Below are 19,114 nucleotides of genomic sequence, written 5' to 3' on the forward strand. Positions count from 1 at the left end.
GATTACTCGGCCAGCGGGATTTCGCGGCTGACTTCCAGCAGCGCCATGGCGTCGAGCTGGTCTTCGACCTGCAGGAAGCGCAGTGCGCGCTGCGGCGAGACTTCCTTGGCGATGCGCTTGAGGTACTTCTCCTTGAGCTCCTGGCGATCGTCCTGCAGCTCCAGCACCTGCTTCTGCAGCTTCGCCGCGTCGTCGTTGCTCACCGAGCCGGTGTTATAGCTGTTGGCGTAGTCGATGATGATCGCCAGAGTCTGCTTGCTCAGCTTGTCCGCCTCGGTGCGGTAGCTGTTGTAGATCGGCCAGAACTTCTCGGTTTCCTGCGGGGTGAGCTTCATGTTGGCTTCGACGATGCGCTTGCGCTTGTAGTCGATGTCGGCGATGCGGTTGTTGATGGCCTGCTTGTGTTGCTCCATCACCTGTTGGCTGTTGGGGGCATCCTCGGCGTGGGCGGCCAGGGGCAGCACCAGCCCGGTGGAGAGAACGGCGCAGAAGGCGAGGGCGGAAGGAAGACGCATGCGAAAAGCTCCTTGGTGGCGATCGGCCCTTCATGGGCCGGCGATCCAAGTGTAGTCACGGATTGGCCATCGGCTTCGTTGATGCGGCTCAGTGCTTTGCGCCATCCCAGGGGCAATAGCAGCCCACCGCCAGGGTGTGGGTCGCGTTGACCGGGCGGCCGCCCACCAGGGCGTCGAGGATCGGCTCGATGAAGCTGTTGCCCGACGTGCAGACCGCTCCTTCGCTGTAGGGGCCGAAGTAGGCCAGCTTGCCCTGGGCGTCCCAGATCGCCACGGCGGGGCTGGCGGGCAGTTGCTCGGCACCGGGCACCGAGTCCAGCGCGCGCATGGCGCTCAGCGTATCGGGCAGGTGCCCGCGGCTGCCGGGCTTCTGCACGGCGAAGAACTCCACGCCCTGCGGGCCGAAACGCTGGATCAGCTCGGCGAGGTGCTGCTGGTTGCCGACGTTGCAGGGGCAGGCCGGGTCCCAGAAGTGCACCAGGCGGATCTTGCCGGGGCCGGCCAATTGTGCGGGCAGCATCAGGTGGTCGCCGGAAAACAGCTGCGGCTGGTGGCTGAACGGGCGGATGAAGCGGTTCTCGTACCACCAGTAGGTGGCGAGCAGCGCGCCCAGGCAGAGCGCGGCGATCAGCCAGGTGAGCAGCGATTTTCGGCGTGAGGACATGGCGGCGACCAGTGACAGAGTCGGTAAGATAGCCGACAAGCTTGCCACGGGGGCGAGCGCGGCAGAATATCCCGCTGCTGCACGCGCTCCCTTCGTCACCCGCCTGCCAGAAGCGAAACGCCCATGCCTGAAGCCTTCCAGCCCGATCTGCTGCGCACCCTGCTGCGACCTCTGACCGCAGAGGCGAACGAGGTCGGCATCGCGCTGTACCAGCATTTCTACGGCCTGGACCTGCACGCCCGGCACCCCGGCCTGCAGAGCCGGCTGGGCACTTTCGAGGCCGGCGGCTACCAGATTGCCGCGCAGTACTGGCGCCCCGTGCTGGCGCGGGGAACCGTCGTCCTGCTGCACGGCTACTACGACCATATGGGCCTGTACCGCCATGTGATCGACTGGGCGCTGGGCATGGGCTTCGCGGTGCTGGCCTGCGACCTGCCGGGCCACGGCCTGTCGGGTGGCGCCGCCGCCAGCATCGGCGACTTCGCCGAATACCAGGTGGTGCTGGGCGCGCTGTTGGGCCAGGCGCAGGCGTTGGACCTGCCGCAACCCTGGCATCTCTGCGGGCAGAGCACCGGCGGGGCAATCCTGCTGGACTACCTGCTCACCGGCGCGCCGCGCCCGGAGCTGGGCCGTACCATCCTGCTGGCGCCGCTGGTACGGCCACGGGCCTGGGGCTGGTCGAAGTTCAGCTACCAGATGCTGCGACCGTTCGTGGATTCGATTCCGCGACGTTTCAGCGAGAACTCCAACGACGCCGAATTCCTTTCCTTCCTGCGCGACCGCGATCCGCTGCAGCCGAAGATCCTGCCCACGGCCTGGGTCGGCGCGCTGGCGCGCTGGATTCCGCGCATCGAGGCGGCCGGCCACGGCGCGCAGAGCCTGCTGGTGGTGCAGGGCGATGCCGACGAGACGGTGGACTGGCGCTACAACCTGAAGGTGCTGGAGGACAAGTTCGAGAAGATCGAGTGCCTGCTGCTCACCGGCGCGCGGCACCACCTGGCGAACGAGAGCGAGACGTTGCGCCGGCGTTACTTCGACTTTCTCAGTGAGCGGATGGCCTAGCGGGGATGATGCGGGGAAGGGAGCCGCTGTGGTCGAGGGTGTGTCCCTACACTCCTTGCGCCATGCTCCTCAGGCGCCACCCTCTGTACAGCGGGTGCCATTCTAGGAGGAGCGTTCCTCGGAGTGGTCCTCAAGCGTGGTCGGTATTTTCCGATCACTACTCGCCCGATGGTGCGGCCAAGCCAGCCTTGAGGGCAGCCAGGGCGGCGCGGTAGTAAGTGCGGCCGGCCGGCGACTCGCTGAAGTCGGCGAACTGGCCCAGTTCGGCATCGCTCAGGCCGCGATAGACGTACAGCAGGGTGTTGTCGAGATCGGCGCCGATCTGGCTCATCAGCTTCTGCCGCTGGCCTTCGAGCATGCCTTGGGCGCTGCCGCCACCGAGCAGGCCGGGGAGCATCTGGCTGAGGCTGTCGGCAGCCACGCTGGCGAGAGCCAGACTGACTTCGGCGCCGGCCTCGCGGGCCGGCAGAATCTGGCTCAGGCGATGGACGATCTGCTTGCGTGCATCACTGGCCTGCTGGCGCGGCAGGCCGTTGGCGTATTTCTGCAGCTGGTCGCTGCGGGTAGCCAGGGTCTCGGCGCCGGCGACCTTGCGGCCCAGCGGGGATTCGAAGAAGTTCACCGCTGCGGCGCTGTCCGGCAGGTTCTGGCGCAGGCCATTGAGGGCGCGCTGGTCGATGTCGGCAGGGGCGAAGCGCTGGTTGCTGTTGTCCACCAGCGTCTGGTACAGCGCCGGTGGCAGGTTGCCCTGGTAGCGCTTCTGCGCGGCGTGCAGGGCGTCATTGAAGTGCGCTCGCTGTTCCGGCCAGCCGGCGGCCTGGTACAGGCGCTGGTAGTTGTCGGCCAGGGCAGGCATGCCCAGTACAAGAAGGGTGAGGGCCAGCAGTACGCGCATTGCAACTCCTTTTGGGCGGCAGGGTTCGCTCGCCGGGGGCTATTGTCGGCAAGGCTTGCCCCGCTTGTCGAGACACTGGCGCCGGACGTTACAATGCGCGATGTATTTCGACGCCGATTCTCCCGTCCTGCACCGCATCGTGGATGACCTCGCCGACAAGGGCTGGTCGCAGCAGGACGCCTTCCTTCCCGATGCCCTGATCGCCCAACTGGCGACGGAATGCCGTGCCCGCGACGCGGCCGGCAAGCTGGCCGCTGCCGCCATCGGCCGGGGTGAGGGACAGGCGGTGCGCGAAGGCATCCGCGGTGACCGCATCCAGTGGATCGAGCCCGGGCAGTCCGCGGCCTGCGACCTCTACCTGGGTGCGCTGGACGCGCTGCGCCTGCAGATCAATCGCGCACTCTTCCTGGGCCTGGAGGACTTCGAAGGGCACTTCGCGCTCTATCCGCCGGGAGCGTTCTACCAGAAGCACCTGGACCGCTTCCGTGACGATGATCGGCGCGCCATCTCCGCGGTCTTGTACCTCAACCACGACTGGCCGGTGACGCAGGGCGGTGAACTGCGGATGTACTTCGCCGACGAGCGGACGCTGGACCTGTCGCCGCTGGCCAGCCGACTGGTGGTGTTCCTCTCCGGCGAGTTCCCCCACGAGGTGCTGCCGGCCAGTCATGACCGTCTGTCGCTCACCGGCTGGTTCCGTCGCCGCGGTGACGCGCTGCTCTGAGTGGCGCGGGATCAGTGGCCCCAGATCTTCAGGGTGCCGCTGATGTCCTGGATGTCGCGCACTTCGATGCTCCCCAGCTTGCCGCCGCCCACGTAGAGATCGCCGGCCACGCGCAGGCGGATGGTCTGCGACGGCAGACCGCTGGCATTGAGCTGCTGGTTGATGGTGGTCAGGTCAGGCAGGGTCAGCGCCAGTTGCTGCTGGCCGCCAGCGCCCTGAATCACGTCCACCTGCAGGGTCGGCTGCTCGATGCCGAAGATCGGCAGGCTAAGGCCCAGCTGCGCGGGCCCGTAGGGCAGGCTGCCGCCACGTCCGTCGGGGCAATCGCCGGCACTCACGCATCCATTGTCGATGAACACGTTGCGCAGCGAGACGCTGCCGCCGTCGTCTTTCCACGCCACGCTGTCCATGTGCGCGAGCACGTCGGCGCGGATGCTGATGCCATCCTGGCCGGTCACGGCGCCCAGGCGCTCGTTGTCCAGCGCCTGGAGTTCGGCGAAGGCCAGCGGCAGGTAGGACAGCGCGGCGAAGGTGGCGGTGCAGAGCAAAAGGCGAGGCATGACGGAGGCTCCATGGCGATTGGCCGATGCGCGAGTCTGGGTGGCGGCCTGCCTGGCAGCCAGTGCCGGACGGCTGTTCCCGTCGAAGGTTGTGCTCGGGCGGGCGCCGACGACCGGCGTGCCGCTCAAGGACCCGACTTTCGGCGGGCCGGAAACCTGTTGCGACAGACGCGCCGATGAAAGTTGCGTTACCCGGCGTGACCGGCAAACGGCGAGCGGCTAGTCTGTCCCCTTCCAAAAGGGAGTGATTCGCCCATGCAGAAGGTTCTCGTCAGCCGCTGCCTGCTCGGTCATCGCGTCCGCTACGACGGCGGCGCGCACGGGCCGTTCGACCTGCTGTCGCGCTGGCTGGACCAGGGGCGGGTGGTCGCGCTGTGCCCGGAAGTCGCCGGCGGCCTGCCGACGCCCCGAGCCCCGGCGGAAATCCCTGGCGGCCAGGGCATGGCGGTACTGGAGCGCGCCCGCCCGGTGATGACGGTGGAGGGCGAGGACGTCAGCGACGCCTTCCTGCTCGGCGCCGAGGAAGCCATGGCGCTGGTGCGTCGCCACGACATCCGCCTGGCGGTTCTCAAGGCGCGCAGCCCCTCCTGCGGCAACCGCGAGAACTACGACGGCAGTTTCAGCGGCCAGAAGGTCGCTGGTGAAGGCGTCACTGCCGCCGCCCTCAAACGTATGGGCGTGCTGGTGTTCAGCGAGGAAGAGCTGGATGCCGCTGCCGTCTGTCTGGCCGGGCTGGAAGCCGGAGGCTAGAGCGGCTGCCGACACTCGAAGACGCACTATTTTCCTTGAGCCCGGCGCCCTGGCGCCTATGCTTGTGCGTTCCATGCGCAAGGGCGCGGGCCGGCCTGAGCGGGTCCTTCGCCTTTGCGATTGTCATGCAGAAGGAGAAGAACATGAGAACCATGCTGCCTTGCCTCGGCCTTGCCGCGCTGCTTGCCGGTACTTCCGCCATCGCCGCGGAAATCCCGCGCACCCCGGCCCCGGAAGGCGCCAAGGTGTACTTCATCGAGCCGGCCGACGGCGCCACGGTGGACAAGACCTTCACCGTCAAATTCGGCCTCAAGGGCATGGGTGTTGCGCCGGCGGGCGTGGATTCGCCGGCCACCGGCCACCACCACCTGCTGATCGACCTCAAGGAGCAGCCCGCGATGAACATGCCGCTGCCGATGACCGACCAGATCAAGCACTTCGGCAAGGGCCAGACCGAGACTCAGGTGACCCTGCCGCCGGGCAAGCACACCCTGCAGCTGCTGGTGGGCGACAAGAACCACGTGCCGTTCGACCCGCCGGTGGAGTCGCAGCAGATCACTGTCAACGTGAAGTGATCTTTCCCCAGGCATGAAAAAAGGAGGCCGAGGCCTCCTTTTTTCTTGTCACCGGGCAGCGCTTAGAACAGGACGCGGCTGCGGATGGTGCCATTCACGTGCTGCAGCTTCTCCAGCGCCAGGTCCGAGTACTCGGCGTCGACGTCGATCACCACGTAGCCGACCTTGTCGTTGGTCTGCAGGTACTGGCCGGAGATGTTGATGCCGTTGTCGGCGAACACCTTGTTGATCTCGCTCATCACACCCGGAATGTTCTCGTGGATGTGCAGCAGGCGGTGCTTGCCCGGGTGCGACGGCAGGGCCACTTCCGGGAAGTTGACGGAAGAAACCGAGGTGCCGTTGTCGCTGTACTTGACCAGCTTCTCGGCCACTTCCAGGCCGATGTTGGCCTGGGCTTCGGCGGTGGAACCGCCGATGTGCGGGGTCAGGATCACGCGATCCAGGCCGCGCAGCGGGCTTTCGAACTCGTCGTCGTTGGACTTGGGCTCGACCGGGAACACGTCGATGGCGGCGCCGATCAGGTGCTCGTCCTTGATCGCGGCGGCCAGGTGGTCCAGTTCGACCACGGTGCCACGGGCGGCATTGATCAGGATGCCGCCTTTCTTGATGGCGCGGATTTCCTTCTCGCCGATCATCCACTGGGTGGACGGCAGTTCCGGCACGTGCAGCGAGACGATGTCGGACATGCCGAGCAGCTCGTGCAGGTTGCCGACCTGCTGGGCATTACCCAGCGGCAGCTTGGTCACGGTGTCGTAGAAGAACACCTGCATGCCCAGTGCTTCGGCCAGGACCGAGAGCTGGGTGCCGATCGAGCCGTAGCCGACGATGCCCAGCTTCTTGCCGCGGATCTCGAAGGAGTTGGCAGCGGACTTGATCCAGCCGCCGCGGTGGCAGGAGGCGTTCTTCTCCGGAATGCCGCGCAGCAGCAGGATGGCCTCGGCCAGCACCAGTTCGGCGACCGAACGGGTATTGGAGTAGGGCGCGTTGAACACGGCGATGCCGCGCTCGCGGGCCGCGTTCAGGTTGACCTGGTTGGTGCCGATGCAGAAGCAGCCGACGGCGATCAGCTTCTTGGCAGCGTCGAAGACTTCTTCGGTCAGCTGGGTGCGGGAGCGGATACCGATGAAGTGTGCATCGGCAATCTTTTCCTTCAGCTCGTCACCGGACAGTGCGGTCTTGAGGTACTCGATGTTGGAGTAGCCGGCCGCCTTGAGGGTGTCGACGGCGTTCTGGTGCACGCCTTCAAGGAGAAGGAATTTGATCTTGCTCTTGTCGAGAGAAGTCTTGCTCATCTGCTTTGAACCTGTAGTCCCGGGATGTGGCGAGAAATTGAACAGCTCAGGCCGGACCGGCCGGTGCCAAGCTTGGCGCCAGGTGGCGATCTGCGTGGGGTGCGTATGCTAGCATGTTCTCCCTTTTCCTTGCCCGGTTGCGACCTGAGCTGTTCTCAGGACGACCATGAACCATTTGAGAGTTCCTCCAATGACCCGCGACGCCCTGATCGAATCGCTCAAGCCCCTGCTGGATGCCGGGAAGCTGCTGACAGACGCCGATTCCCTCGAGACCTATGGCAAGGACTGGACCAAGCATTTCGCCCCGGCGCCCCTGGCGATCGCCTTCCCCAAGAGCACCGAGCAGGTCCAGGCCATCGTCCGCTGGGCCAATGAACACAAGGTCGCGCTGGTTCCCTCGGGTGGCCGTACCGGTCTCTCCGCCGCCGCTGTCGCCGCCAATGGCGAAGTGGTCGTGGCCTTCGACTACATGAACAAGGTGCTGGAATTCAACGAATTCGACCGCACCGTGGTCTGCCAGCCGGGCGTGATCACCAAGCAGCTGCAGACCTTCGCCGAAGAGCACGGCCTGTATTACCCGGTGGACTTCGCGTCGTCGGGTTCCAGCCAGATTGGCGGCAACATCGGCACCAATGCCGGCGGTATCAAGGTCATTCGCTACGGTATGACCCGCAACTGGGTGGCCGGCATGAAGGTCGTCACCGGCAAGGGCGACCTGCTCGAACTGAACAAGGACCTGATCAAGAACGCCACCGGCTATGACCTGCGCCAGCTGTTCATCGGCGCCGAAGGCACCCTGGGCTTCGTGGTCGAGGCCACCATGCGCCTGGAGCGCCAGCCGAAGAACCTCACCGCGATGGTCCTCGGCACCCCGGACTTCGACTCGATCATGCCGGTGCTGCACGCCTTCCAGAACAAGCTGGACCTGACCGCCTTCGAGTTCTTCTCCGACAAGGCCCTGGCCAAGATCATGGCCCGTGGCGACGTGCCGCCGGCCTTCGAGACCGACTGCCCGTTCTATGCGCTGCTGGAATTCGAGGCGAGCACCGAGGAAGTGGCCAACGAGGCGCTGGCCACTTTTGAACATTGTGTAGAGCAGGGCTGGGTCCTCGACGGCGTGATGAGCCAGAGCGAACAGCAGCTGCAGAACCTGTGGAAGCTGCGCGAGTACATCTCCGAGACCATCTCCCACTGGACGCCCTACAAGAACGACATCTCCGTCACCGTCGGCAAGGTCCCGGCCTTCCTCAAGGACATCGACGATATCGTCGCGGCCAACTACCCCGACTTCGAAGTCGTCTGGTTCGGCCACATCGGCGACGGCAACCTGCACCTGAATATCCTCAAGCCCGAGAACCTGACCAAGGACGAGTTCTTCGCCAAGTGCGCGACCGTCAACAAGTGGGTCTTCGAGACCGTGCAGAAGTACAACGGCTCCATCTCGGCCGAGCACGGCGTGGGCATGACCAAGCGCGATTACCTGGGTTACTCTCGCTCCGAGGCTGAAATCGGCTACATGAAGGCGGTCAAGGCGGTGTTCGACCCGAACGGGATCATGAACCCCGGCAAGATCTTCGTCGAATAAGCTGCTGTATCCAGAAGGGCCGGTTCTTTGGATAGAGGGGCCGGCCCTTCGCACGTCAGCGTCACGGGAAGTGGCGCGTACGCCGGCAGGACGCGGGCAACCGTGCGGGATCACGAGCCCCGCGCGGATCATCTCTTCCATGCGTTGTCAGGAGTCGGTCATGAGTTACCAGCACCAGTACGTCGATGGCACCCCGATCCATTTCACCCTGGGCAAGGTGGTCTGCGTCGGTCGCAACTACGCGGAGCACGCCAAGGAGCTGAACAACCCGGTACCGACCGAGCCGCTGCTGTTCATCAAGCCCGGCTCCTGCACCGTGTCGCAGGCCGGCGGCTTTGCCATCCCGGAGGATCGTGGCTCGGTGCACTACGAGGCGGAAATCGCCGTGCTGATCGGCAAGCCGCTGTCGCGCAAGCCGAGCACCGAGGAAGTGCTGGATGCCATCTCCGGCTACGCCCCGGCGCTGGACCTGACCCTGCGTGACGTACAGGCCAAGCTGAAGGAAAAGGGCCTGCCCTGGGAGCTGGCCAAGTCCTTCGACGGCGCCTTCGTGCTGGCGCCCTTCGTCAGCGCCGACCACTTCCCGGACCCGACCGACATCGGCATCCGCCTGGTGATCGACGGCGAGGTCCGCCAGGACGGCAACAGCCGCGACATGCTCAACCCCATCGTGCCGCTGATCCAGCACATCTGCGGGCACTTCTCGCTGCAGCCGGGCGACGTGGTCTCCACCGGCACCCCGGTCGGCGTCGGCCCGCTCACGAGCGGCAGTGAGGTGGTGCTGGAACTTCCCGGTGCCAGCCGATTCGAAAGCCGCGTGCTTTAACCCCGTTGTCCCGCCGAAGGCCGCCGTTTGTGCGGCCTTCGCTTGTTGCGGGGCACCTTGCCGTGCTGACCAACAAGAGTCGTCATGACCATGTCCATCCTTCGTCCCCGCTGGCTGCTGCTGGCCCTGCTGTTCCTCCTCGTGGTGCTCGGCTACCTGACCTCCCGCTTCCACTGGGATGACCGCGCGCGCCTCTGGCTGCGTGAACAGGACACCAGCGCCCAGGCGCGCTCGGAAAGCGTCTGGTTGCCCGGTTACCGGGCGGTGATCCAGGCCAAGCCGCTCAAGGGTGGCCTCGAGGGGCAGGAGACCTCCGACCTGGCCTACAACCCGGTGACCCGCACCCTGTTCACCGTTACCGGCAAGAAGCCGCTGCTGGCCGAGCTGTCGCTTACCGGTGATGTGCTGCGGGTGATCCCGCTGCTGGGCATGTCGAACCCCGAGGGCGTTGCGGTACTGGAGAACGGCAATGTTGCCGTGACCGACGAACGCCAGAACTCCCTGACCATCTTCCATGTCGACCCGCAGACCCGCGAACTGAGCACCGCGAAGCTGTCCAGCTTCGACCTCGGTCCGCGCGGCAAGAAGAACAAGGGTATCGAGGGAATCGCCTGGGACCCTCGCCAGCATCGACTGGTGCTGGGCCAGGAGCGTGATCCGCTGGCGCTGTTCAGCCTGCCCAGCGACGGTGGGGCCAGCCTGAGCGGTGCGCTGCAGCCCCTGCCCAGCGACCTGCTGATGACCAACGTGTCGGCGCTGAGCATTGACCCGCGCACCGGCCATACCCTGGTGCTGTCGGCGGAGTCGCACCTGCTGCTGGAACTGGACGAGAAGGGCGAGCCGATCAGCTTCATCAGTCTGCTCGGCGGCCTCAACGGCCTGGACGACCGCATCCCGCGCGCCGAGGGCGTGGCCATCGACGAGCAGGGCACCATTTACATGGTGAGCGAGCCGGACCTGTTCTACGTGTTCAAGCGCGAGGCGACCGTCAAAACAGATTGATCCAGAGCGGGGGAGTGCGGGTCGGATGGCTTTAAGGTTGGGTTAAGTCCGGATTCAGGCTGGTTTCAGCCACCGGTTCTAAGCTGAACCCATCGAAAACGCCCCAGGAGGCTCATCCATGAAACTGACTCATCTCCCCCTGATCGCTGCCGTTGGCCTGTTCTCCACCATCACCCTGGCCGCCGGCTACACCGGCCCGGGCAGCGATGCCAAGCCCGCTGCCGCCGCCGCGCAGATCACCACGGTCAAGCAGGCACAGTCCGCCGCCGACGACACCCCGGTGGTGCTGGAAGGCGTGATCACCAAGCGCATCAGCGGTGAGCACTACGAGTTCAAGGACGCCACCGGCAGCATCCAGGTCGAGATCGACCACGACGACTGGCCCGCCGGTGCCTCGGTCTCCGAGAACACCAAGGTGCGCCTGACCGGTGAGGTCGATCACCACAAGCAGAAGGCCACCGATATCGACGTGGACCGCGTGGAAATCCTTCAGTAATCCAACGCCACAAAAAAAGCCGCGCCGGGGACCCCGGTGCGGCTTTCTTGTTTTCAGCGTTCTGCAGGAGCGGCGTCAACCGATGCTTTCGAAGCCCTGCAGCACGTTGATCGCGTTGATGCCGATCTCTTCCACCGCGTAGCCGCCTTCCATCACGAACAGGGTCGGCAGACCGAGCTTGCCGATGGCTTCGCCCATGCGCAGGTAGTCCGGGCTGTCCAGCTTGAACTGGGAGATCGGGTCTTCCTTGTAGGTATCCACGCCCAGCGACACGATCAATACGTCCGGCTTGTACGCCGAGATATGCCGGATCGCCGCCTGCAGCGCCAGGCTCCACACCGACCAGTCGCTGCCCGAGGCCAGTGGATAGTTGAAGTTGAAGCCTTCGCCCACGCCCTGGCCCTTCTCGTCGGCGTAGCCGAGGAAGTAGGGGTACTCGAAGCGCGGGTCGCCGTGGATCGAGGTGAACAGCACGTCGGCGCGGTCGTAGAAGATGTCCTGGGTACCGTTGCCGTGGTGGTAGTCGACGTCGAGGATGGCCACGCGGTTGGCGCCCTGGTCGAGGATCGACTGGGCGGCGATGGCCGCATTGTTGAAGAAGCAGTAGCCGCCCATGAAGTCCGCCGAGGCGTGGTGACCCGGCGGGCGGCACAGCGAGAACACCGAGCGCGCGCCCTTGGCCAGTTCGGCCTGGCCGGTCATCGCCACGTTCACCGAGCTGAGCACCGCCTGCCAGGTGCCGGCGGTGATCGGCGCGCCGGCGTCCAGGCTGTAGTAACCCAGCCGGCCGTCGATGCTGTCCGGTTCCTTCTGCCGCAGGCGGCGGGTAGGCCAGCAGATCGGCAGCATGTCGTGGGTCCGGCCGGTGGCCAGCCAGTCACGCCAGGCGTGCTGCAAGAACCGCACGAAGCCTTCGCTGTGCACCCTCAGGATGGGTTCCAGGCCGAAGTCACGCGGGGCCTGGATGTCGCCCAGTTTCACCGCCTTGGCCCGGTCCAGCACCATGTCGGCGCGGCTGGGCTTTTCGAAGCAGGGGGTGAACTGGCCGCCGATCAGCTCGTGCTGACCGTGGTGCAAGCGATGGTCGTCGGTATAGATCGTCAACATCACGCGCTCCTGAGGGCGCCTCCGGGCGCCCGTTGGGTTCTAGTAGCTCTGCCGTCAGGCGTTTTCCTCGAAATTCACACTCGGTGCCTTGCGACGGAAGCCGCCGGTATGCACCGCCAGGTAAGCGAAGCCGACTGCGAACCAGCTCAGGCCGACGACCAGCGTCAGCTGCGAGAGGCTGGTCCACAGCCACAGGGTCAGGCACAGGCCGATGAACGGAATCGCTCCGTACAGCAGGACGTTCTTCGCGCCGCGGCGGCGCTCGACGCCCAGGTAGGTGCGGATCACCGCCAGGTTGACCACGGAGAAGGCCACCAGCGCGCCGAAGCTGATCATCGAGGCGAGGGTGGTCAGGTCCAGCACGACCGCCAGCAGGGACACGGCGGAGACCACCAGGATCGCCACGACCGGGGTCTGGAAGCGCGCGTGCAGGACACCGAACAGGCTGCGCGGCAGGATGCCGTCACGGCCCATGGTGAAGATGATGCGCGACACCGAAGCCTGGGATGCCAGCGCCGAGCCGATGCAGCCGGCGATGTAGGCGGAGGTGAAGAAGTTGCCGAGGAACTGGCCACCGGCCTTAAGCATCACTTCGTTGGCCGCCGAGTCGGCGTTCTGGAACACGCTGCCGGGGAATACCAGCTGGCTGATGATTGCCAGCAGGGTGAACATCAGGCCGGCGATGACGGTGGTGATGATGATCGCGCGGGGGATGTCGCGGCGCGCGTCGCGGGTTTCCTCGGCCATCGTCGAGACCGCGTCGAAGCCCAGGAACGACAGGCATAGCACGGCGGCGCCGGCCATCAGCGGGGCGAAGCCGGGCTGGGTGCCGTCACCGACGAAGGGCAGGGAGAAGTCGATCGCGGCGCCGCCGGCCAGGCTCTTGATCGACATGACCACGAACACCACGATGAACACCAGCTGCGCGCCGACGATGACGTTGCTCATGCCGGCGACCTGGCTGATGCCGACCACGTTGAGCACGGTGACCAGGGCGATGGAGGCGACCACGAACATCCACGCCGGGATTTCCGGGAAGGCGATGTTCATGAACAGGCCGATGAGCAGGTAGTTGATCATCGGCAGGAACAGGTAGTCGAGCAGCAGCGACCAGCCGGACAGGAAGCCGACCACCGGGCCGAAGCTCAGGCTGGTGTAAGAGTACGCGGAGCCGGAAATCGGGTACTTGCGCACCATGAAGCTGTAGGACGCTGCGGTGAACAGCATCGCCAGCAGGGTGATCAGGTAGGCGGTGGCGGTACGGCCGCCTGTCATTTCGGTGACCACGCCGTAGGTGGTGAACATGGTCAGCGGGACCATGTAGACCAGGCCGAAGAAGACCAGGGCGGGCAGGCCCAGGACGCGTTTCAGGCGGGCGTCGGCGTTGGCCGGGGTGCCCTGTTGGGTGCTCTGTGGAGTGCGTGTGGTGCTGGCGCTGTGTTGGCTGGCCATGGGGATTCCTCGCGATTTTTATGTGATCTTGCGGGCGGGCGGCGTTCGGTGGCCGTCCTGATGTCGTCGACTACGGCTCAGCCGCAGCGCTGACGACGCGCGAGGAATGAGGGTGTTTGCTGCAGGGTGACGCAAAAGCTGGTCATGGGCGTTCTCGGGGCATTTGTTCTTGTGGATAACGCGCTCGCGTTCCCTCGGGAAATCCTTGCGCCATCTGTGATGGGGCAAGGGCTGGCCGCCTTTCCAGCCGCTCCCTGCGCGAGCCGCCCGACTCTAGCAACCGAGGGTGCCGGGCAGAACCCTGCAAAGGGTCAAAAAGGGATCGAAATGGCCAAATTGGCTGTCAGAGCCACCCGGCGCGCACCGCCGCGCCGGGTGACCTGCGGGTCATTTCTTCAGCTTGGTCCAGACCTTGGAGCGCAGTTGCAGTGCCTTGGGCGAGCACAGCTTGAAGGGCTTCAGGCGATCCAGCTTGTCCGCCGGGGTGTTGATCGCCGGGTCGTCGAACAGCTCCTTGTCCATGTACTTGTCCGAGCCTTCGATCGCGTTGTTGTACTTGGCGAAGTTGGAGGCCAGGGCGATGTTCTCAGGCTGCATCATCCAGTTCAGGAAGGCGTGGGCCTCCTTGATGTTGGTGGCGTCCTTGGGAATGGTCAGGTTGTCGATGAACAGGCGCACGCCTTCCTTGGGATAGACGTAGACCAGGCTGGCGCGCTGGGCGTGGGCGCGGTGGAAGGCGCCGTTCCATTGCTGGTGCATGGAGACTTCGCCGGCGGCCATGCGCTCGATGGTGCCGTCGCTGTTGTACATGGCCAGCATCGGTTTCTGCTTGAGCAGCAGGTCCTGGATCTTCGCCGCCTCTTTCGGGTCCTCGGTGCACTCGTCGATGCCCAGGTAGTAGGACGCCGGGGCGTACAGTTCTTCGATGGAGTTGAGCGCCACCACCTTGCCTTTCAGCTCGGCCGGCGGCTCGAAGAACGGCTTCCAGCTCTCGTCCAGCTTGCCGCCGGGAACCTTGGCGCTGTCGTAGCTGTAGCCGGTGGTGCCCCACAGGTAGGGCACGGAGTAGTCGTGGCCCGGGTCGTAGGTCAGGGTCTTGAACTTGTCCTTCAGGTTCGCCAGGTTCGGCAGCTGCGACTTGTCGAGCTTCTGCAGGAGGCCTTCCTTGACGAAGATCTCGATGAAGCTGTCCGACGGCACGACCACGTCGTAGGCGCCGCCGCCGGCCTTGAGCTTGGCCAGCAGGGTTTCGTTGCTGTCGTAGGAGTCCAGGGTGGCGTGGATGCCGGTGTCCTTCTCGAACTTCTTCAGCAGTTCCGGCGGGAAGTAGTCGGACCAGTTGGCGAAGTGCAGGGTGCCGTCGGCATGGGCGCTGCCGGCCAGCAACAGGCTGGCGGCGACGAGCGCGCGGGCGATGGGGGTACGGCGGAATTTCATCGGTGAAGCTCCTTGCAATGTTGTTTTGTTTGGCGGCAGGAGGTCAGCGGCGACGCTGGCCGACGTAGTACGACAACGCAACGAACGCGATGGAAATCAACAGTATTATTGAAGATATGGCGTTGATCTTCGGGGAAATCCCCATTCGGATGGAACTGAAGATGTACACCGGCAGGGTGGTGGCCCCGGCACCGGCGACGAAGTAGGTGATGACGAAGTCGTCCATCGAGATGATGAACGCCAGCATCGCCCCCGACACGATCCCCGGCGTCAGCAGGGGGAAGGTCACCTTCCAGAAGGTCTTCCACGGCGAGGCATAGAGGTCCGCCGCCGCTTCCGCCAGCCGCGGGTCCATGCCTTCGAGACGGGCACGGATCGGCAGGTAGGCGAAGGGAATGCAGAACACGATGTGCGCCAGCAGGATGGTGAACAGCGACAGCTTCAGGCCGATGAACGCGAAGAACATCAGGGTCGCCACTGCGGTGACGATCTCCGGCACCAGCAGCGGCAGGCCCAGCACGCCACTCATCAGCGTCTGCCCACGGAACGAGCGGCCGCGCATGCCCAGCGCAGCCAGCGTGGCCAGGGTAGTGGCGACGACGGTGGCCAGGGTCGCGACGATCAGCGAGTTCTTCGCTGCGCGAAGGATCTCCGGGTCGTCCGCCACCACCGAGTACCACTTCAGGCTGAAGCTTTCCCACAGCGTCGCCGACTGGCCGCTGTTGAAGCTCAGCACCACCAGCACGAAGATCGGGATGTAGAGGAAGGCGAAGAACAGCCAGGCGGCGGGCCGGACCCCGGTGAACCGCCAGAGCGGGTTGGCCGACTTCATGGATGACCTCCCGACGCGCCCTGTTTGAATCGCATGCTGTAGATCATCATCGCCAGCAGCACGAAGGCCAGCAGGGCGAAGGACAGCGCCGCGCCGAACGGCCAGTTGTGCGCCGTGCCGAACTGCAGCTGGATCAGGTTGCCGATCATCAGCGACTTACCGCCCCCGAGCAGCTCGGGGATGATGTAGCTGCCCAGCGAAGGGATGAACACCAGGATGCAGCCGGCGACGATGCCGGGCATGGCCAGCGGGATGATGATCCGCTTGAGGGCCTTCCAGCGGTTGGCGCCCAGGTCGAAGGCCGCCTCCACCAGGCGCCAGTCCATCTTCTCAAGGCTGGTGTAGATGGGCAGGACCATGAACGGCAGGTAGGTGTAGAGCAGGCCGATGATCACCGCGTTATCGGTGTAGAGGATGCCCAGGGAGGCGTCCGAGAAGCCCAGCCCGTGCAGGCCCTCGTCGATCAGCCCGCCGTTGCGCAGCAGCAGCATCCAGGCGTAGACGCGCACCAGCAGGTTGGTCCAGAACGGCACCGTGACCAGGAACAGCAGCAGGTTGCGCCGGCGTTCGTCCTGCAGCGCCAGGTACAGCGCGGTGGGGAAGCCGATCAGCACGCAGCCCAGGGTGGTCAGGATCGACAGCCAGAACGAGCGCTGGAAGATGCCCAGGTAGTCGGCGTTGAAGGCCAGGCTGTCGTCCAGGTCGCGTTCCCAGAGGAAGTTGATGTAGGCCTCGACGGTGTGCTGGCCCCATTTCACGCCGCCGTAGTCCCCCGGTGCCTGGATCGACACGGCGAACATGATGCCCAGCGGCAGGACGAGGAACACCACCAGCATGATCATCGCCGGGCTGGTCAGGGCCAGGCGATTGAACAGCGACTTTCGTTCCGCCAGTGCGCGCAGTGTACTCATTCGGCCAGCACCCGGATGGCGGTGGCGGGAATGCGGACCCGCACCCGCGCGCCGGGCGCGTGGGTGGAAAGGGCGCCGTCGCGGTTCTGCTGACGGACCCGGAAGCCGCCCTGACCGGCGACATTGAGGTGGTACACGGTGTCGGTGCCGACGTAGACGATGTTCTCGACCACGCCTTCGAGCTGGCCATCCTGCGCAAGCTCGGTGCGCTCCGGGCGGATCGCCAGGGTTACCTTGCCGGGCAGGGTGGTGGCGGCCGGCAGCAGCTGGCCGTCCGCCAGGCGCACGCTGTCGCCGCTGGATTCACCCTCGAGGAAGTTGGTCTCGCCGATGAAGTCGGCCACCAGGCGGTTGACCGGCGCCTCGTAGATCTCGGTGGGCGTGCCGATCTGCATGACCTTGCCGCGACTCATCACCGCGATGCGGTCGGACATGGTCAGCGCTTCTTCCTGGTCATGGGTGACGAAGATGAAGGTGATGCCGGTTTCGTGCTGCAGGCGCTTGAGCTCGATCTGCATTTCCTTGCGCAGCTTGAGGTCCAGCGCGGAAAGCGATTCGTCGAGCAGCAGTACCTTGGGGCGGCTGGCCAGGGCGCGGGCGAGGGCGATGCGCTGTTGCTGGCCGCCGGAGAGCTGGTCGGCGCGGCGCTTGCCGACGTCGGGCAGGCGGACCAGGTCGAGCATCTTCTGCACGGTGGCGTCGATGTCGCTGCGCTGCTTGCCCTGCATTTCCAGGCCGAAGGCGATGTTCTCCGCCACCGTCATGTGGGGGAACAGGGCGTAGCTCTGGAAGACGGTATTGACCGGGCGGCGGAAGGGCGGGAGGCCTTCCATCGCGTCGCCGTAAAGGCGAATGCTGCCGGAGGAGGGTTGTTCGAAGCCGGCGATCAGTCGCAGCAAGGTGGTCTTGCCGCAGCCCGATGGGCCGAGGAGGGTGAAGAACTCGTTGGCGCGGATTTCCAGTGACACGTCGTCCAGGGCCTTGAGGCCTTGTCCGGGTGTACCGAACTCCATGCATATCCGCTCGATGGTGATCGCGCTGGTCATGCTCGTACCATGCAGTTAAGCAGTTGTTATTGTTGAGGTTTTACGGTTTCTAGGACCGTTTCACCTAGCTGCGGATTGATAATGACCAAGCGCCGGGATGCGCAGAACGATAGATCAGGCCAATAAGGGATAAATCAGGCCAAGTTGAAAATGCGCTTTGCCATGCTGGATTTCGGGCGTCAGCGGATTGTTGTTCTGAAGATTTTTAGGGGCTTGGTGCTACGCGGAAAAGTCGACTCTGGCGGTGAGTAGGATGGGCGTGCTGAGATGATGGTTATCGCTGCGCTCCACGCCATCCTACGAATAGAGCTCCCGGCTCAGCCCCGATACAAACTCGGACTCGCCCCGCTCCAGCGCTGGAAGGCATGCCGGAAACTGGCCGTCTCGCTGTAGCCCAGCTGTTCGGCGATCAGGTAGATCGGCAGGTCGGTGTCCTTGAGCAACTGCCGCGCGCGGTCGAAGCGCACCTCGTCGAGCACCTGTTGATAGCTGGTGTTCTGCTGCTGCAGGTGCCTCCGCAGGGTGCGGGTGGAGCGGTGCAGGTGGCGCGCCACGGTGTCCAGGCTGGCGGTGTCCTGCAGGTGGCTCGCCAGGTGCTGGCGCAACTGGTCGAGCACATCGCCACGGGCGCTGAGCACCCCGCTCATGCGCAAGCACTGCTGCACGCCGTTGTGGCAACTGACCGGGTCGGCCAGCGGCAGCGGCCGGTCCAGCAGCGCCGGGCTGAAGCACAGCGCGCTGGTGGGCGCGCCGAAATCCACCGGGCAGCCCAGGCGCTCGGTGTAGGTCTCCGCGTGCAGTGGCGGCCGATACGCCAGCAGCAGCCGACGAGGCCGCACCGACTCGCCGAGCAGGTCGCGGATCACCGTCAGCAGCGAAGTCAGGCACAGCTCGGTGTTGAAGACCGTCAGCTCCGGCGCGTAGCGGTAGCCGTCGGCGGTCAGGTGGACCTCGTCGCCCTGCGGCGTCAGCGCCAGGCGGAAGTAGGTGCCGAGCAGCTCGGGGAAGGACAGCGCCAGTTGCAGCGCATCGCGCAGGGTGCGGCTGGCGAGCATGCTGTAACCGAGGATGCCGTAAGCCGAGACATGCATGCGCAGGCCGAGGTAGAGGCCCAGCGCCGGATCGTGGTGGCAGTTCAGGGCGTTGGCGAAGACCCGCAGCTCCTGCGCGTGGGTGATCAGCTTTTCCGGCGTCAGCAGGTCCGCCTCGCCGATGCCGCTGCCCTCCAGCAGCTTCGGGCGCGGTACGCCGGCGTGGTGCAGCACCTCGGTCGCCAGCACCACCGTGTGCAGGGTCGCCTGCTGGCGTTGTTCGGGAAGCAGGTGCTGGGCCATCGATACGCCTCTTGCAGTCGTTTGCAAAAGAAACACGGGACAGTCTTGC

At 65.2% G+C, this 19,114-nt stretch carries 20 protein-coding genes; 8 read left to right on the top strand and 12 right to left on the bottom strand.

The genetic code is table 11. The annotated features are described in order from the left end of the window. Positions 1 to 2: 2 nt before the first annotated feature. Both IB255_RS15715 and IB255_RS15720 read right to left on the bottom strand, forming a co-directional pair. A complete protein-coding gene (locus IB255_RS15715) occupies positions 3 to 515 on the bottom strand; it encodes a transcriptional regulator (RefSeq protein ID WP_081515246.1) in 513 nt (170 codons plus the stop codon). A gap of 88 nt (positions 516 to 603) precedes the next feature. Next, the gene (locus tag IB255_RS15720) at positions 604 to 1,179 is read right to left on the bottom strand and encodes a DUF6436 domain-containing protein (protein WP_192210554.1); all 576 of its coding nucleotides are present in this window, start codon (positions 1,177 to 1,179) and stop codon (positions 604 to 606) included. 123 nt (positions 1,180 to 1,302) lie between these two features. On the opposite strand from IB255_RS15720, the gene IB255_RS15725 reads away from it, so the two are divergent. Continuing rightward, complete coding sequence (locus tag IB255_RS15725) at positions 1,303 to 2,241, top strand: alpha/beta hydrolase (RefSeq protein ID WP_081515248.1); 939 nt, start codon at positions 1,303 to 1,305, stop codon at positions 2,239 to 2,241. A gap of 157 nt (positions 2,242 to 2,398) precedes the next feature. On the opposite strand, the gene IB255_RS15730 is transcribed toward IB255_RS15725, so the two are convergent. Continuing rightward, positions 2,399 to 3,136: a hypothetical protein gene (locus IB255_RS15730; RefSeq protein WP_081515249.1), complete on the bottom strand. Its 738-nt coding sequence runs from the start codon at positions 3,134 to 3,136 to the stop codon at positions 2,399 to 2,401. Between the two features lie 100 nt (positions 3,137 to 3,236). On the opposite strand from IB255_RS15730, the gene IB255_RS15735 reads away from it, so the two are divergent. Further along, positions 3,237 to 3,860 (top strand): 2OG-Fe(II) oxygenase, encoded by a 624-nt coding sequence (locus IB255_RS15735; RefSeq protein WP_081515250.1) that lies wholly within the window; start codon positions 3,237 to 3,239, stop codon positions 3,858 to 3,860. An 11-nt stretch (positions 3,861 to 3,871) separates the two neighbouring features. On the opposite strand, the gene IB255_RS15740 is transcribed toward IB255_RS15735, so the two are convergent. Continuing rightward, positions 3,872 to 4,420 carry a DUF6160 family protein gene (locus IB255_RS15740; protein ID WP_081515251.1) on the bottom strand — a complete coding sequence of 183 codons (549 nt, stop codon included), beginning with the start codon at positions 4,418 to 4,420 and terminating at the stop codon, positions 3,872 to 3,874. 255 nt (positions 4,421 to 4,675) lie between these two features. Here IB255_RS15740 and IB255_RS15745 point away from each other — a divergent pair, with 255 nt between their 5' ends. Further along, positions 4,676 to 5,170, top strand: a complete 495-nt coding sequence (locus IB255_RS15745; protein WP_045215561.1) for a DUF523 domain-containing protein — start codon at positions 4,676 to 4,678, stop codon at positions 5,168 to 5,170. Between the two features lie 143 nt (positions 5,171 to 5,313). Continuing rightward, on the top strand, positions 5,314 to 5,745 hold the full coding sequence (locus IB255_RS15750; protein ID WP_151188682.1) for a DUF4399 domain-containing protein: 432 nt from the start codon (positions 5,314 to 5,316) through the stop codon (positions 5,743 to 5,745). 62 nt (positions 5,746 to 5,807) lie between these two features. Here IB255_RS15750 and serA read toward each other — a convergent pair whose 3' ends face one another. Further along, entirely contained in the window at positions 5,808 to 7,037 is a 1,230-nt protein-coding gene (gene serA / locus IB255_RS15755; RefSeq protein WP_081515253.1) for a phosphoglycerate dehydrogenase, read from the bottom strand. A gap of 190 nt (positions 7,038 to 7,227) precedes the next feature. Here serA and IB255_RS15760 point away from each other — a divergent pair, with 190 nt between their 5' ends. The 4 genes from IB255_RS15760 (at position 7,228) to IB255_RS15775 (ending at position 10,946) form a co-directional block, all read left to right on the top strand. Further along, positions 7,228 to 8,622: an FAD-binding oxidoreductase gene (locus tag IB255_RS15760; protein ID WP_081515254.1), complete on the top strand. Its 1,395-nt coding sequence runs from the start codon at positions 7,228 to 7,230 to the stop codon at positions 8,620 to 8,622. 160 nt (positions 8,623 to 8,782) lie between these two features. Continuing rightward, on the top strand, positions 8,783 to 9,448 hold the full coding sequence (locus tag IB255_RS15765) for a fumarylacetoacetate hydrolase family protein (protein ID WP_081515255.1): 666 nt from the start codon (positions 8,783 to 8,785) through the stop codon (positions 9,446 to 9,448). Between the two features lie 84 nt (positions 9,449 to 9,532). Further along, the gene (locus IB255_RS15770; protein ID WP_081515256.1) at positions 9,533 to 10,450 is read left to right on the top strand and encodes an SdiA-regulated domain-containing protein; all 918 of its coding nucleotides are present in this window, start codon (positions 9,533 to 9,535) and stop codon (positions 10,448 to 10,450) included. A 118-nt stretch (positions 10,451 to 10,568) separates the two neighbouring features. After that, positions 10,569 to 10,946: a NirD/YgiW/YdeI family stress tolerance protein gene (locus tag IB255_RS15775; RefSeq protein WP_081515257.1), complete on the top strand. Its 378-nt coding sequence runs from the start codon at positions 10,569 to 10,571 to the stop codon at positions 10,944 to 10,946. 75 nt (positions 10,947 to 11,021) lie between these two features. On the opposite strand, the gene IB255_RS15780 is transcribed toward IB255_RS15775, so the two are convergent. The 7 genes from IB255_RS15780 to IB255_RS15810 form a co-directional block, all read right to left on the bottom strand. Further along, positions 11,022 to 12,053 carry a histone deacetylase family protein gene (locus IB255_RS15780; RefSeq protein WP_081515258.1) on the bottom strand — a complete coding sequence of 344 codons (1,032 nt, stop codon included), beginning with the start codon at positions 12,051 to 12,053 and terminating at the stop codon, positions 11,022 to 11,024. Positions 12,054 to 12,107: 54 nt separating this feature from the next. Further along, positions 12,108 to 13,505, bottom strand: coding sequence for an APC family permease (locus tag IB255_RS15785; protein WP_081515259.1), 1,398 nt, complete (start codon positions 13,503 to 13,505; stop codon positions 12,108 to 12,110). A 387-nt stretch (positions 13,506 to 13,892) separates the two neighbouring features. Continuing rightward, the gene (locus IB255_RS15790; RefSeq protein ID WP_081515260.1) at positions 13,893 to 14,942 is read right to left on the bottom strand and encodes an extracellular solute-binding protein; all 1,050 of its coding nucleotides are present in this window, start codon (positions 14,940 to 14,942) and stop codon (positions 13,893 to 13,895) included. Positions 14,943 to 14,985: 43 nt separating this feature from the next. Further along, positions 14,986 to 15,774, bottom strand: coding sequence for an ABC transporter permease (locus IB255_RS15795; protein ID WP_045215587.1), 789 nt, complete (start codon positions 15,772 to 15,774; stop codon positions 14,986 to 14,988). Continuing rightward, positions 15,771 to 16,685 carry an ABC transporter permease gene (locus tag IB255_RS15800; RefSeq protein ID WP_081515261.1) on the bottom strand — a complete coding sequence of 305 codons (915 nt, stop codon included), beginning with the start codon at positions 16,683 to 16,685 and terminating at the stop codon, positions 15,771 to 15,773. Before IB255_RS15800 ends, IB255_RS15795 begins: the two co-directional genes overlap by 4 nt. Beyond that, positions 16,682 to 17,731 (bottom strand): ABC transporter ATP-binding protein, encoded by a 1,050-nt coding sequence (locus tag IB255_RS15805; protein ID WP_081515262.1) that lies wholly within the window; start codon positions 17,729 to 17,731, stop codon positions 16,682 to 16,684. The genes IB255_RS15800 and IB255_RS15805 overlap by 4 nt, the downstream gene beginning before the upstream one ends. Before the next feature lie 317 nt (positions 17,732 to 18,048). Next, complete coding sequence (locus IB255_RS15810; RefSeq protein ID WP_081515263.1) at positions 18,049 to 19,065, bottom strand: AraC family transcriptional regulator; 1,017 nt, start codon at positions 19,063 to 19,065, stop codon at positions 18,049 to 18,051. Positions 19,066 to 19,114 lie beyond the last annotated feature (49 nt).

Source organism: Pseudomonas sp. PDM22 (genome assembly GCF_014851965.1).
Classification (GTDB): domain Bacteria; phylum Pseudomonadota; class Gammaproteobacteria; order Pseudomonadales; family Pseudomonadaceae; genus Pseudomonas.